We start from the raw sequence: 13,452 nt of genomic DNA on the forward strand, positions 1-13,452 counted from the left end.
GCGGCCCGTCATCGGCCCCGCATGGCCGCCAGCCCTCGGCCTCGCGGGGAGAACCCGAGGCCGACCAGCGGGATGAGCGCGGCGAGCGCCAGCAGTGCTCCGACATCGCTCGTCGCGAGCTGGAGTGCGAGCGGAGTCCAGGGGAGGACGACCGCCGCGGCGCCCACCCCGATCAGCAGACCGACTCCCGTCTGCAGCGCGGTCTCGACGGCGAGGGCGAGCGCGAGGCGCGGGCTCGAGAGGCCGAGACTGCGGTACAGCGCGAGGTCTCGGCGTCGAGCCAGCCAGGTCGCGCCGATCCCCATCGCGCTGAGCACCGCCCCCAGAGGGGGCCCGGCCGCGGAGAGGCGTTCGGCGAGGCGGGTGTCGAGCTCTCGCTCCTGACCGAGGGTGGGATCGAAGGGCGCGGTCGTCGTCTCGTACTCGGCGGGGAACCACGAGACGGCGATCGCTTCCACGCCCGCCAGAGCCTGGTCGTCGGCTTCGACCAGGCATTCGACGACCGTCCCGGACGCGGGTTCGGCGAGGACGACCGCTCGGTCGAGGAAGGACATGCGCGGCGAGGCGGCGGCCACCTGATCGATCTGCGCCGACCGGGTCTCGCCTGCGACGACGAGGCCCGCGAGAGTGCCCGGGCCGTCGAGTCCTGCGCGGGAGGCGAGGAGCACTCCCGCCACCGCGGACCTCGGCATGTCGCGACGGAGGGAGTCGCCCGGCCAGACCACCTCCGCGTAGCCCGGTGTCGCCGTGACGAGAGTGACCGACAGGCCGTCCGCCGAGGGCACGGTGGCACTCGAAGTGACCCCGCCCGCGCCGACCACACCGGAGACGGAGCGGAGCGCGTCGCACCGGTTCGCCGGAAGGGGGAGGCGGTCCTTCGCCGAGATCGTCAGGACGGTGGAGCCGGCGAGGACGCGCTCCGCCGCCGCCGACTCGATGGCGCCGACGTCGGCCGCGGTGAGTGCCGGCACCAGGAGACCCGCGAGGAGCGCGCTTCCCAGAGCGACCGCGCCCAGCGCCGGCTGCCCTACGACGGTACGGACCGCCTCCTGCGCGATCACGCCGAGACGGAAGCGGCGCCGGTCAGCCATGCCGTGCGGCCGGAGGTCCGACGAGGCGCCCCGCGTCGATCCGGATGATGCGGTCGCACGCCTCGGCGACGACGGTATCGTGGGTGGCGACGACGACGGCAGCGCCCGCCCCGGCCGCACTCATCAGGGAGCCGATCACCAGGGACCTCGAGACCGCGTCGAGCGCGGCGGTGGGCTCGTCGGCCAGGATCAGGTCGCTGTATGCGGCCATCGCCCGCGCCACGGCGATCCGCTGGCGCTCACCTCCCGAGAGCCGGTGGACGATCTGCCGGGCGAGGTGGTCGGCTCCGAGCGCCGTCATCACCTCCCACGCCGTCGCCTCCGCCGCGCGGCGGGAGGCTCCCGCGGAGAGGGGGCCCAGGGCGACGTTGTCGAGGGCGCTTCGGCGCGCGAGCACCGGGGTCGACTGGATGATCCAGGCCGACCGTGCCGCGGGCACCGTCTTCAGGACGCCTCGCGTCGGCCGGAGGTCACCCGCCATGATCCCGAGGAGGGTCGACTTGCCGGCTCCGGAGGGACCGACCAGGGCGACGGTCTCTCCGGCATCGACGGCGAGGGTCACATCGAGGAGGATCGGGAGGGACCCGAGGAGGACGTCGACTCCGTCGAGGGTCACGAGCACGGTGGGGCGCCCGTCCTGCTGGAGACGAGCACCTCGTCCTTGGCGCTGAGCGGGCCCGAGACGGTGCTGCGTCCGAGCGCGCTGGACTCGACGGTCACGGCGATGCGCTCCCGGGTCTCCTCCGCCCCGCGCCGGACCAGACAGGACGTACCCGACTCGCCCTCCCCGATGGCGGTGCTCGGAACCACCCAGGTTCCGGCCGTCGGCTCGGCGATCAGCAGGGCGTCGACCCTCGTCCGAGTGAGATCGATCATCCCGTCGAGTGCCTCCCACCCGGACGGATCGACTCCGAGACGGTCGGCAGCGAGGGGCAGCTCCCGCCCGCCGACCTCCAGCCGCTCCCCCGCTGCCGCGACGACCGCGCTCTGCACTGTCGCCGCGGCGCCCTCGCCCGCCTCGGACGCTCCGATCGCGTCGAGCAACGCGGTCGAGAGAGGCGGCCGACTCGTCACCACGACCTCTCCCGCGCCGGGAGCGGGCGCTCCGACGCGGAGAGTCGAGGTCGCGATACGCGTCTCGGCCTGCGGCAGGAAGACGACCCAGGCGGGATCGAAGGACTCGAGCGTCTCGGCGTCCGGCACCCCCAGCTCCTCCGCCAGGGCGCGCACTCCCGCGAGCGTCCACGCCGTGAAGTCGTCCGAATCGGAGGCGGGGAGATCGCGACCGACGAGGAGGCGATTGAGCGCCGCGACGTCATCCCCGTCATCGCCGCGCCTGAGCTCCCTGCCGAACGGACGACCCGACGCGACCGCCGGCCTGTCGATCCCGCCGACGGTCGCCACGATGTCGCCGTCGCGGAGGACGGCGCCCGGCGCGACCCCCGTCGCCTCGACGATCCCGCTCCAGGCCGGAGCGTAGAGCTCGATGGCAGCGCTCCTGCCGACGACGACGGCGACCGTCCGCCGCGACGCGGCTGTGCTCGCCCGCACCGGCGACCAGACGTCGATGCTCGGCGTCAGCCTCGCCGTTCGAGTCGACTCGGCGAGCACGATGTAGCCGCCGATCGGCAGCGCGATCCAGGCGAGCAGACCGAGCACGAGGAGGGCGCGGACGACGCCGGTCCCCGAGACGACCGGAGCTCGCCGCGTCACCCCTCGCGTCACGTCAGTACCCCACCGAGAGCGACGTCATCTCGGGGTAGAGCCGCGTGGCTTCGCTGAGCACGCAGTCGACCGCCTCCTCGGACTCGGACTCGCCGACGGAGTCGACGAAGTCGGCCACGTCAGTCTCCTCCCCCGTCACGGCCAGCCCCTTGCCGCGCAGGCACTCCGCGGCCGCCTCCGCCAGGGGAGCGTCCATCACCTGCGGCTGCGACAGCTCGTAGGCCTGGGCGACGCTCGTTCGGTACACGGCCTCGCACTCGTCGATGTCCGCGAGAGCGGCGGTCCGCTCGTGCGTGCCGATATCGGCGGTGGACTGGTAGCGCACCCCGTCGACCGGACTGATCTGCGGACCTTCGACCGTCAGACCCCTGTCCGTCAGGCATCGGGCGTAGAGGACGAACGATGCGTCGTACTCCTCGAAGGTCACGACGCCGTCCTCGAGGAACGCCGCCTGCTCTCCGTGCCCGGCGTCGCGCTCCTGGGCCGCGAGTGCCTCGACCTGAGCGGACGACATCGCCTCGTGACCGACGGAGTCGCCGGGGGCCCCTGATGCGCAGCCGGTGAGCGCGAGAAGAAGGGCGCCGACTCCGGCCCTGGCGGCGAGTGATCGCCGCATCAGGTGTTCCGCGAGTAGCCGCCGTTGATGGTGTGATTGCCGTACACCGTCGCCGACTGCGACCTCGACATGCTCGCCGTGACGCTGCCCCAGTTGTACTGCCACGACCCGACGGAGGCGCCGGCGATGGGGCGCGCTCCCGCGGTCTTGTTCCCCCAGCAGTAGCCGTCGAACGAGGTGAAGGCGTTCGCCCTGCCGTTGTTGCCGTCGCTCCGGTAGTAGTAGGTGCCGACGTTGCACCCGCCGCTCGGCGTGACCTGGCTCGATCCTGAGCCGTACGCGACAGCCGGAGTCGCGGCGAGACCGGCGACGAGTGCTGCGGCGGCGAGGGTGACGAGAGCTGTGCGAAGGGACCGATCAGACATGTTTCCTCCTTGGTGCTGAAGCGAGCCGATGCCGCTCCGAGGTGAGTAGTGCTCGAATCGTAGGACCCACACTCCCATACCGAGATGGCTCACGGTTCTTCTGTGGATGACTCGTCGTTGGATCGGCCTGTGGAGGAGGAGCGATCCGGGCGGAGTGCTCCTGCGCCGGTGAGGCCGCCCCGGATACGCTCGACCGATGAGCATCCTCAGCGCCGACGGCCTCGCCTTCGTGACCGACCGGCACCTGGCCACCCTGTCGACACCGTGGCAGCAGGGGCGACTGCACGTCGTCGCCGTCGGCTTCACCTACGAGGAGGGCGTCGTCCGCGTCATCACCTCGCGCGAGAGCCAGAAGGTGCTCAACGTCCGCCGCGGCGGCACCGCGACCGTCAGCCAGGTCGACGGGATCCGCTGGCTGAGCCTCGGCGGGCCGGCGACGATCGAGGAGGAGCCGGAGGCCGTCGCGCACGCGGTCGAGCTCTACTCGGCCCGGTACCGCACGCCGCGCCCCAACCCGCTCCGCGTCGCCATCCGCATCGACGTCGACTTCGCCCTCGCCTCTTCGGGCCTGCGCGCCTGATCGTGACTCGAAGCGATGCGCTCCGAGCAGCGGGCGGCACGTCATCCTTGCGCACCTACCGCTACGTGCGCCTCGCTCTCCTCGCCTCCGTCGTCTTCCTCTCCGTCGCGGTCGCGCAGCAGATCGTCGCAGGCGTGCCGTTGCGCTCCATCAGCGCGCTCTACTACACGCCGGGCCGCTCGGTCTTCGTCGGAGCCCTCTTCGCTGTGTCCCTCGCTCTCGTGGTGCTGGCAGGGAAGAGCCGCCGACGGTTCCTGCTGCTGCTCGCCGGGATGACGACGCCGGTCATCGCCCTGGTGCCCCCACCGCTACCGAGCGGCGAACTGCGCGCCCTCACCGGGTCGGGGTGCCCCTCCGGCATGGACCGCTGCCCACCCCCCGAGGCGACCGACGCCGCAGCCGTCGGCGTGCTCTCGTATCTCGTGGTCGCCGCGCTGGTGCTGACGGCCTCGATCGTGCTCGCGGCGGCCGAACGCAGGCTGGACCGCGCTCTCGCTGTCCGCACGGTCCTGGCGATCGCCCTGCTCGTCGCGCTCGGTGCGTGGTCGCCCTACCCCTCGTTCGACTACCTCGGACACTACGCCGCGGCCGCGCTGTTCTTCTTCTTCATCGCCGCAGCGGCCGGGGTGCATTCCGCGGCGCTGCCGGAGGAGGGAACGAGAGGGCCCGGATCGGCTCGCTTCCACTCGATCTCGAACGGCGTCCTGTCGGTGCTGATCTCAGGGGTCGACGTCGCGCTGGTCCTCCTGGTGCTCTCGGGTACCGCGGAACGGGTACTCGGTCCTCAATGGCTGCTCATCGGTGAGGCCGCGGGGCTGGGACTGTTCGCCGCCTTCTGGGTGCTCCAGACGGTCGAGAACTGGAATGAGTCGAACGCAGCGGCACGCTGAGACGCGGTCCTCGCACTCGTCGCCCTACCCTTCCTCCCCCCTACGCGGTCTCCAGACCCTCGAGAACGCGGACACCGGACGCCTCCCTTCGCTGCCCCCCGAATGCGGCGCAATATCTCGCACGGCAGGGTGAGCTGTCAACCTCCGTTACCCCGCGGAAACGCGGATCTACGGTCGGAACCGACGACGACGCTCACCCCACACCCCTACGGACGGACCCCCTCCGCCCGCTCTGCAGCGACGTCTCAGCGCGATCCCATCCCTCGACGAAGAAGGAAGTCACATGATCGACAGCACTGCGATCGACAGCATCATCGGTTCCCCCGTCCACGGCTCCGACGGAGACAAGATCGGCTCGGTCGAGCAGGTCTACGTCGCCGACGAGACCGGCACCCCCGTGTGGGCCACGGTCCGCACCGGACTGTTCGGCACCTCGGAGTCGTTCGTCCCGCTCGAGGGCGCGTCGTTCGACGACGGCCGCCTGAGCGTCGCCTACGACAAGTCCTTCGTGAAGGACGCGCCCCGCATCGACGCCGACGGCGCCCTCAACGCCGACGAGGAGGCGGACCTCTACCGCTACTACAACCTCACCGGTGCGGCCTCGGCCTCCGAGACCGAGAACGTCGACAGCGCGGCCGGCTTCGGCGGCGCCGACGCCGACCTCGACGCCGCGCGAACGACCGGCATCGACACGAACGTCGGCCACGACACCTCCGGACCCACGACCGACGACGCGATGACGCGCTCCGAGGAGCAGCTGCACGTCGGCACCGAGCAGGTGGAGGCCGGCCGCGCGCGCCTCCGCAAGCACGTGGTCACCGAGCAGCAGACCGTCACCGTCCCCGTCAGCCACGACGAGGTCCGTGTCGTCCGCGAGCCGATCACCGACGCCACCGTCGACTCGGCCACCGCCGGGCCGGAGCTGAGCGAGGAGGAGCACGAGGTCGTCCTCACCGAGGACCGCGTCGTCGCCGCCAAGGAGACCGTGCCCGTCGAGCGCGTCTCGCTCGGCACCGAGACGGTCACCGAGAACCGCCAGGTGACCGAGGACGTCAGCCACGAGGAGATCGAGCTCGACGACGACGGCGTGACCCCGCGCCGCTCGACCGACGGTCACTGACGACCCCGCAGTACACCACGCCGCAGCGGCGGGGGCGATGAGCGCCTCCGCCGCTTCGGCGTCCAGCACGTCCCGGCCGCGGAGCACCCCGCCGGGAGGACCACCGAGGAGAACCGTGTCCCAGACCAGCACCGAGCGCGAGCAGACCGCCCCCGACCCGGACGACGCGCGCAAGCCCGACGGACCGACGGAGGTCACCGCGCGCTCCTGGGGCTACGTCCTCAAGAAGACGCTGCGCGAGTTCGGCGCCGACCAGTGCACCGACCTCGCCGCTGCCCTCACCTACTACGCGGTCCTCGCCCTGTTCCCGGGGCTCCTCGCGATCGTCTCGATCCTCGGGCTCTTCGGCCAGGCCGAGTCGACCACGAGCACGGTACTCGAGCTGGCGGGCGGCTTCGTCTCGCCCGATGTGCTCGACACGATCCGCGGCCCGCTGCAGGAGCTGACCGCCTCGAACGCCGCGGGCGTCGCCTTCGTCGTCGGTCTGCTCGGCGCGCTCTGGTCGGCCTCCGGGTACGTCGGCGCCTTCGGCCGCGCGATGAACCGCGTCTACGGGATCGACGAGGGCCGCCCGGTCTGGAAGCTGCGCCCGACGATGCTCGGCATCACCCTGGTGACCGTCGCGCTGCTCGTCGTCGCCGGCCTGATCCTCGTCCTCAGCGGACCGATCGCCGAGACGATCGGCGACGCCATCGGCCTCGGCCAGGTCGCCCTCACGGTCTGGAGCATCGCCAAGTGGCCGGTGCTGATCGTGATCATGGTGGTCATCGTCGCCGTGCTCTTCCACTGGTCGCCGAACGTGAAGCAGCCGAAGTTCCGCTGGACGAGCCTGGGGTCGGTCCTCGCCCTCGTCGTCTGGGCCCTCGCCTCGGCCGGCTTCGCCTTCTACGTCGCCAACTTCAGCAACTACAACAAGACCTACGGCGCGCTGGGCGGCGTGATCGTCTTCCTCCTCTGGCTCTGGATCACCAACCTCGCGCTCCTGTTCGGCGCCGAGTTCGACGCCGAGCTCGAGCGCGGGCGCCAGCTGCAGGCGGGCATCGAAGCGGAGGAGGTCCTCCAGCTCCCGCCGCGCGACACCCGCCTCAGCGAGAAGAAGGCGAAGAAGCACGCGGAGGACGTCGCCGACGGCCGCGAGCTGCGCGAGAGCGCCGGGAAGCCCTCGACGTGAGCGACCCCGTCTCGGTGATCCGCTCGGAGGAGCGGCTCGAGGTCACGACGGTCCGCACCGCGACCGAGCGCGTGCGCATCCGCCGAGTGATCGTGACGGAGGAGCGCACGGTGACCGTCCCCCTCCGCCGCGAGGAGCTGGTCATCGAGCGCGAGCCCCTCGACGGAGCGGTCGGCGACTCCCCCGCCACCGACCCGATCACGCTGATCCTGCACGCGGAGGAGCCCGTCATCACCACACGCGTCGTCCCGGTCGAGCGCGTCAGCGTGATCGTCGACCGCATCACCGCGATGCGGACGGTGACCGACTCGGTGCGCAAGGAGCGCGTCGACGTGCAACGCTCGGTGTCCGCCCTGCTCGACGAGAACGCGGAGTAGGTTGGCCGGACGGGCGCCGCATCGCCACGACATCCGACGTGCACCAGCGAACGAGAGGCCGGCCATGCAGATCGACGACGAGCAGCAGCTGAAGCAGAGACTGGGCATCGACTCGTGGAGGAACGTCTCGAGGGACTCGTTCATCGACTTCGCGACGGTGCTGCCGAGCGTGAGCGAGGAGCTCGGCCGGAGGATCCTCGAGCAGTTCCCCGACTTCAAGGCCCTCGTCCTCGATTCGCTCGTCGGCCTCCGCGATCAGGCGGCGGAGGGCACGAAGGCGAACTGGCGGAGCCAGAAGAAGGTCCACAGGGCCTTCGCCGAGTACCGCGAGATGCTCACCCGTGAACTGGACCGCGAGGACCTCACCTCCGAGGACCGCTTCGCCGTCATGCGCCTGTTCTCGATGGCCGTCAACGACGAGGCGCTCAAGGACACCGAGCACAAGGAGTTCGTGCTCCGGGCTCTGGGCATGGTCGCCACCGTCGGGATCGTCGCGGTGACGGCGGGAGCCGCCGTGCTCAGCGGCCGGGGCGGCATCGGCGGGCGCTCCTGAACGGCGGCGTCCGCCCGCCACCGGCGGCTCCGACCCTGAGCATCCGGGAACGCAGAAGGCCCGCTCTCACGAGCGGGCCTTCTGCGGTAGTGGTGGATCCGAGGGGATTCGAACCCCTGACCTCTTCATTGCGAACGAAGCGCGCTACCAACTGCGCCACGGACCCGTGCCCTTCGAGCCGTCACCGGCCCGAACAACTCGTCAACACTAGCACGCGACGAGACGGGGAGCAGACGCCGCGTCAGGCTCCGCGACGGCGCTGCAGCGCCTGGTCGAGGTCGATGGCGTCGACGCCCTCGACGACGCCCATCGCGGCGAAGCGCGACGACGGGCGCGGAGCCTCGGGGGCCGGCGCCGCGGCGCGGGGGGCGCGGATCGGGGCGACCTCGGGGGCGGCGGCCGCGGCCCGCTGGGCGAGCTCCGCCTCCGCCGCTGCGGCGCGCAGGCGCTCGACGGCGTCGATGGAGGCCATCGCGCTGGCGGCGACGGTCCCGCGGGAGAGGTACAGGGGCTTCGGGAGCGGCTGCGGGGTCCAGCGGGCCTCGGCGGTGACGGGCGCCTCCTCCTCGGCCTCGGACTCCTCGGCGAGCTCCGCCTCGAACACCTCGGCGCGACGGCGGGCGATCTCGCCCGTGTCGGTGGCGACCGCAGCAGGCGCGGCCTGGCGGCGCCGGCCCGGCGCGAGCAGGATGAGCGTCCCGAGACCGGCCGCGAGCAGGAGCGCCCCGACCAGGGGGACCGCGCCGGTGCCGCCGAACGGCAGCATCACGAGCCCCACGAGTGCCGCGACGAAGCCCACGAGCACCGTCAGCGCCGCGCCCTGACGCCAGCGCAGCGCGCTCGGGCCCGTCTGCGTGCTCCGCCTCGTGCTCGCGGCCGCCCGCCGCAGCGCCTCGCGCGCCGCCTTCTCCGCCTGTGCCAGCTCCATCGCCTGTGCCTTCTCTTCGGCTCGTCGTCGTGTCTCGGTCACCCGGAGCCTGCGCTGCTGCAGCGCGACCTCTCGGGCCGTCGCCTCCGCACGCACGTGCTCGGGCACCTCCGCGGTCTCGGCGAGGATGCGCAGCGTCTGCTGCAGCCTCACCGCGTTGCGCTCGGTCGCGTTGTACGACCGGCGGCGCATCCACGTGGGGATCAGGTAGGCGACCCACAGAACGGCGGCGAGCGCCCAGACGACGCCCCCACCCAGCCAGTCGCTACTCATGGAGCCAACGCTAGGAGTACGCGGAGCTCCCGTCCGTGATTACGGGTAGGTGTGTCCGTGCGGATCGCGGATCAATCGGGCCCCCGAGGAGGGGAGGCCCGCGCCGTCGGGCGGGCCGGAGAGCCCGGAGCGGCGCGAGGCGCGGAGGTCGGCGTCGCTCGGCACGCCCACCTCGGCCGGCACCTGGCCGTCGAGGTAGCGGCGGAGGACCCCGCGGGGCACCTCCTCCGCCACGAGGGCGAAGCAGAAGTGATCGCGCCAGTCGCCGTTGATGTGGATGAACCGCCGGCGCAGACCCTCGTAGCGGAAGCCGAGCTTCTCGACCACGCGCAGGCTCGGCCGGTTCTCGGGGCGGATGCAGATCTCGATGCGGTGCAGACCGAGGTCGAAGAACGCGTGATCGGTCGCCAGTGCCACCGCGACGGGGGTGATGCCGCGACCGGCGAACCGCTCCGAGACCCAATAGCCGATGGAGCCGGAGGAGAGGGACCCGTAGCCGATGTTCGACACGTTGAGCTGGCCGGCGAGCTCGCCGTCCCAGTCGATGAGGAAGGGGGCTCCCCCGCCCGCCCGGGCGTTCTGCTGCAGCGCCCGGATGCTCGCTCGCACGTCGAAGGCCGCTCCGCCGCGGGGGTCGGACGCCTCCCACTGCCGGAGCCACGCGCGATTCGCGATGAGCTCCCGCTCGAGCGGACGGGCGTCCCTGACCCTGATGGGGCGGATGGTGACACGACCCTCGGAGAGCGTCGGTATCGGCAGTGGCATGAGCCGACCCTACTGCGCCGCCGCGGCCCGAGAAGGGGACTGGACTCGCGGGCGTTCCAGAGGGTCGTGGACGACGACGAACGGCCGGGATCCCGCCTCTCGGCAGCGGATCCCGGCCGTCCGGTCGCGTCTTGACGAGGTCAGAGGGTGGCGGCGAACTCCTTCAGCCACGGCTTGAGGTCGACGCCGAGGTCCTCGCGGTCGGAGGCGAGCTGCACGATCGCCTTGATGTAGTCGAGCTTGTCGCCGGTGTCGTAGCGACGGCCGCGGAACACGACGCCGTAGACGCCGCCGAACTCGGCCGGGTCCTGCGCCATGCGCTCGAGCGCGTCGGTCAGCTGGATCTCGCCGCCCTTGCCGGGCTGCGTCTCCTCGAGGACGCCGAAGACGTCGGGCTTGAGGACGTAGCGGCCGATGATGGCGAGATTCGACGGAGCATCCTCCTTCGAAGGCTTCTCGACGAGGCCGGTGATGCGCACCACGTCGTCCTCGTCGGTCGCCACGACAGCGGCGCAGCCGTAGAGGTGGATCTGGTCGGGGTCGACCTCGAGCAGGGCGACGACCGTGGTGTCGCGCTGCTCGGCGACCTCGATCATGCGGGTCAGGAGGGGGTCGCGGGCGTCGATCAGGTCGTCACCGAGGAGCACGGCGAACGGCTCGTCGCCGACGTGGCGCTGCGCCCGCGAGACCGCGTGGCCGAGGCCCTTCGGCTCGCCCTGGCGGACGAAGTGCACATCCGCCAGATCGCTGGCGTACTGCACGTGCGCGAGCTTGGCGTCGTCCAGCTTCTTGGCGAGGTTGTGCTCGAGCTCGGGGACCGAGTCGAAGTGGTTGGCGAGTGCGTTCTTGTTGCGGCCGATGATCACGAGGACGTCCTCGAGGCCGGCGTTCGCCGCCTCCTCGACCACGTACTGGATCGCGGGCTTGTCGACGACCGGCAGCATCTCCTTCGGGATGGCCTTGGTCGCCGGCAGGAACCGGGTGCCGAGACCGGCGGCGGGGATGACGGCTTTGCGGATTCGAGTGCCCATGGGGCGTCATCGTAGCGGAGGCGGTGGTCGAGGATGTTTCCACTGTCCGGTCGCCGTCGGGGGTCCGCGTACCCCCTTTCTCCGGGTCACGGACCCCCGGGGCGGGCGCACGACAGGCGCCGCGGAGCCCCGATCTAGACTGAGCGCATGCCCGCCGACATCACGCACGAGAAGCGCGCGCTCCGTGCCGAGCTGCGCGAGCGCCGACGGACGCAGACCGCGACCGCCCGCGAGCACGCAGCGGCCCGCCTCACCGAGCATCTGATCGAGCTGGCCACCCGCACCGGCGCCACCTCGATCGCCTGCTACCTCTCGGCCCCCGACGAGCCGAGCACCCGGCCGTTCCTGGGCTGGGCGGAGGGCCACGGCATCCGAGTGCTGTTCCCCATCTCCCGCCAGGACGGACTCCTCGACTGGGCGGTCGGCGACGGCCACACCGAGACGCAGGGCCTCTTCGGCATGCCGGAGCCGGTCGGCAAGCTGCTCGGCCCGATCGCCATCAACGACGTCGACCTGATCATCGTCCCGGCCGCCACGGTCGACCGCCAGGGCATGCGGATGGGCTGGGGTCGCGGCTACTTCGACAAGACGCTCGGCTCGATGGAGAAGTGCCCGCCGGTCTACGCGGTCGTCTTCGACAGCGAGTTCGTCGACCACGTGCCGAGCGAAGTGCACGACCAGGCCGTCGACGGAGTCGTGACCCCCTCCGGCATCGTCGACCTGCGCCGCTAGACCTCCCTCTTCCCCTGATCCGCCCTCCCGAGGAGCCCCCCTGTGCCCACCTACTCCTACCGCTGCACCCAGTGCGGCAACGCCTTCGACATCCAGCAGAAGTTCACCGACGACACGCTCACCGAGTGCCCGAGCTGCCAGGGGGCGCTCCGCAAGGTGTTCAGCGCCGTCGGCGTGACCTTCAACGGCTCGGGCTTCTACCGCACGGACTCGCGCTCGTCGGAGTCGAAGCCGAGCGAGAAGTCGTCGGGCGAGAAGTCGTCGTCGGGCGAGAAGTCCGGAGGCGCCGCCGCGCCGGCCTCGACCGCCGCGGCGTCCAGCGGGTCGGGTTCGTCGTCCTCTTCTTCGTCGTCGTCCTCGTCCTCGTCCTCGTCCTCGGGGTCCTCGAGCTCGGGATCCTCCTCCTCCGGGAGCTGACCCGACCCCGACCACCACCTCCGCCCGCCGGCAGAACGGAACAGACCATGATCAACGGCTTCAAAGAGTTCATCCTCCGCGGCAACGTCATCGACCTGGCTGTCGCCGTGGTCATCGGCGCCGCGTTCACCACCATCGTCAACGCGATCGTCACCGGGATCTTCAACCCGATCATCGGCGTGCTCTTCGACGCGTCCTCGCTCGAGGCGCTGAACTGGACCATCCGCGAGGGCACCGGAGGCGAGGACCCGACGGTGATCGCCTACGGCTCGGTGATCTCCGCGCTCATCCAGTTCGTGATCGTCGCCTTCGTCCTCTACTTCGCGTTCGTCCTCCCGATCAACCACCTGAAGAACGCGGCCTTCAAGAAGAAGATGGACGACGCCCCCGCCGCCGAGGACAAGGCGCCGACCGAGCTCGAGCTCCTCGCCGACATCCGCGACCTGCTCGCCAACGGCGGCACCGCCACCACCGCCAACTCGGGGAAGCACGTCGACTGATCCATCTCGTCTTCTTTCGCCGGAGGCGGAAGAAGACCGCGGTCGGTTTTCAGAGGTGGGGCGTTCTGCAGAGCGTTGTGCGGACGGCGCGTCCGAAACGCTGACACGCGTTTCGGACGACGCCTACCCCTCAGGCAGGCTCGACTCACGGCCTTCCGAGGGGCCGCCTCGGCGGAGAGGTCTGCGAACACCTCTCCTGGAGGTGAGGATCTCGATACGCCCGCCCCGCGGGCTACTCGATCAGCAGGCAGTCCGTAGACAGTCCGACCGCCCGCCCACCCGCCCGCTGGTCGAGTAGCCCCGCGGGGGCGTATCGAG

The 13,452-nt window shown here is 71.2% G+C and carries 17 protein-coding genes and 1 tRNA gene; 9 read left to right on the forward strand and 9 right to left on the reverse strand.

All coding sequences use genetic code 11. The features are described from left to right. Window positions 1-8: 8 nt before the first annotated feature. The 5 genes from GSU68_RS12565 to GSU68_RS12585 are packed head-to-tail and all read right to left on the reverse strand — an operon-like array spanning window position 9 to window position 3,797. The gene (locus GSU68_RS12565) at window positions 9-1,091 is read right to left on the reverse strand and encodes a hypothetical protein (RefSeq protein WP_159908832.1); all 1,083 of its coding nucleotides are present in this window, start codon (window positions 1,089-1,091) and stop codon (window positions 9-11) included. Beyond that, a complete protein-coding gene (locus GSU68_RS12570; protein WP_159908834.1) occupies window positions 1,084-1,713 on the reverse strand; it encodes an ATP-binding cassette domain-containing protein in 630 nt (209 codons plus the stop codon). The genes GSU68_RS12565 and GSU68_RS12570 overlap by 8 nt, the downstream gene beginning before the upstream one ends. After that, on the reverse strand, window positions 1,704-2,804 hold the full coding sequence (locus GSU68_RS12575) for a hypothetical protein (protein WP_159908836.1): 1,101 nt from the start codon (window positions 2,802-2,804) through the stop codon (window positions 1,704-1,706). Before GSU68_RS12575 ends, GSU68_RS12570 begins: the two co-directional genes overlap by 10 nt. A 13-nt stretch (window positions 2,805-2,817) precedes the next feature. After that, the gene (locus GSU68_RS12580) at window positions 2,818-3,432 is read right to left on the reverse strand and encodes a hypothetical protein (RefSeq protein WP_159908838.1); all 615 of its coding nucleotides are present in this window, start codon (window positions 3,430-3,432) and stop codon (window positions 2,818-2,820) included. Further along, entirely contained in the window at window positions 3,432-3,797 is a 366-nt protein-coding gene (locus GSU68_RS12585) for a hypothetical protein (protein ID WP_159908840.1), read from the reverse strand. The genes GSU68_RS12580 and GSU68_RS12585 overlap by 1 nt, the downstream gene beginning before the upstream one ends. Before the next feature lie 196 nt (window positions 3,798-3,993). Between GSU68_RS12585 and GSU68_RS12590 the strand changes: the two genes are divergently transcribed. The 6 genes from GSU68_RS12590 to GSU68_RS12615 all read left to right on the forward strand — a co-directional run bounded on the left by GSU68_RS12590 (window position 3,994) and on the right by GSU68_RS12615 (window position 8,488). Continuing rightward, entirely contained in the window at window positions 3,994-4,377 is a 384-nt protein-coding gene (locus GSU68_RS12590; protein WP_159908842.1) for a pyridoxamine 5'-phosphate oxidase family protein, read from the forward strand. Between the two features lie 47 nt (window positions 4,378-4,424). Next, window positions 4,425-5,267, forward strand: a complete 843-nt coding sequence (locus tag GSU68_RS12595) for a hypothetical protein (RefSeq protein WP_159908844.1) — start codon at window positions 4,425-4,427, stop codon at window positions 5,265-5,267. A gap of 283 nt (window positions 5,268-5,550) precedes the next feature. Beyond that, window positions 5,551-6,387 carry a PRC and DUF2382 domain-containing protein gene (locus GSU68_RS12600; protein ID WP_159908846.1) on the forward strand — a complete coding sequence of 279 codons (837 nt, stop codon included), beginning with the start codon at window positions 5,551-5,553 and terminating at the stop codon, window positions 6,385-6,387. A 115-nt stretch (window positions 6,388-6,502) separates the two neighbouring features. Continuing rightward, entirely contained in the window at window positions 6,503-7,558 is a 1,056-nt protein-coding gene (locus GSU68_RS12605; protein WP_159908848.1) for a YihY/virulence factor BrkB family protein, read from the forward strand. Then, entirely contained in the window at window positions 7,555-7,935 is a 381-nt protein-coding gene (locus tag GSU68_RS12610; RefSeq protein ID WP_159908850.1) for a YsnF/AvaK domain-containing protein, read from the forward strand. Before GSU68_RS12605 ends, GSU68_RS12610 begins: the two co-directional genes overlap by 4 nt. A 64-nt stretch (window positions 7,936-7,999) precedes the next feature. Further along, entirely contained in the window at window positions 8,000-8,488 is a 489-nt protein-coding gene (locus tag GSU68_RS12615) for a hypothetical protein (RefSeq protein WP_159908852.1), read from the forward strand. 90 nt (window positions 8,489-8,578) lie between these two features. On the opposite strand, the gene GSU68_RS12620 is transcribed toward GSU68_RS12615, so the two are convergent. The 4 genes from GSU68_RS12620 to galU all read right to left on the reverse strand — a co-directional run bounded on the left by GSU68_RS12620 (window position 8,579) and on the right by galU (window position 11,485). Next, window positions 8,579-8,654: transfer RNA gene (locus GSU68_RS12620), tRNA-Ala, on the reverse strand. 75 nt (window positions 8,655-8,729) lie between these two features. Next, window positions 8,730-9,689, reverse strand: coding sequence for a hypothetical protein (locus GSU68_RS12625; RefSeq protein ID WP_159908854.1), 960 nt, complete (start codon window positions 9,687-9,689; stop codon window positions 8,730-8,732). Window positions 9,690-9,728: 39 nt separating this feature from the next. Then, window positions 9,729-10,454, reverse strand: coding sequence for a GNAT family protein (locus tag GSU68_RS12630; protein ID WP_159908856.1), 726 nt, complete (start codon window positions 10,452-10,454; stop codon window positions 9,729-9,731). 140 nt (window positions 10,455-10,594) lie between these two features. Next, window positions 10,595-11,485, reverse strand: a complete 891-nt coding sequence (gene galU / locus GSU68_RS12635; RefSeq protein WP_159908858.1) for a UTP--glucose-1-phosphate uridylyltransferase GalU — start codon at window positions 11,483-11,485, stop codon at window positions 10,595-10,597. A gap of 147 nt (window positions 11,486-11,632) precedes the next feature. Between galU and GSU68_RS12640 the strand changes: the two genes are divergently transcribed. The 3 genes from GSU68_RS12640 to mscL are packed head-to-tail and all read left to right on the forward strand — an operon-like array spanning window position 11,633 to window position 13,134. After that, window positions 11,633-12,217 (forward strand): 5-formyltetrahydrofolate cyclo-ligase, encoded by a 585-nt coding sequence (locus tag GSU68_RS12640; RefSeq protein WP_159908860.1) that lies wholly within the window; start codon window positions 11,633-11,635, stop codon window positions 12,215-12,217. Window positions 12,218-12,259: 42 nt separating this feature from the next. After that, the gene (locus GSU68_RS12645) at window positions 12,260-12,634 is read left to right on the forward strand and encodes an FmdB family zinc ribbon protein (RefSeq protein ID WP_159908862.1); all 375 of its coding nucleotides are present in this window, start codon (window positions 12,260-12,262) and stop codon (window positions 12,632-12,634) included. Window positions 12,635-12,681: 47 nt separating this feature from the next. Then, the gene (mscL, locus tag GSU68_RS12650; RefSeq protein WP_208544568.1) at window positions 12,682-13,134 is read left to right on the forward strand and encodes a large conductance mechanosensitive channel protein MscL; all 453 of its coding nucleotides are present in this window, start codon (window positions 12,682-12,684) and stop codon (window positions 13,132-13,134) included. The last annotated feature ends 318 nt before the right edge of the window (window positions 13,135-13,452 follow it).

It is taken from the genome of Rathayibacter sp. VKM Ac-2759, from assembly GCF_009834225.1.
Lineage (GTDB): Bacteria > Actinomycetota > Actinomycetes > Actinomycetales > Microbacteriaceae > Rathayibacter.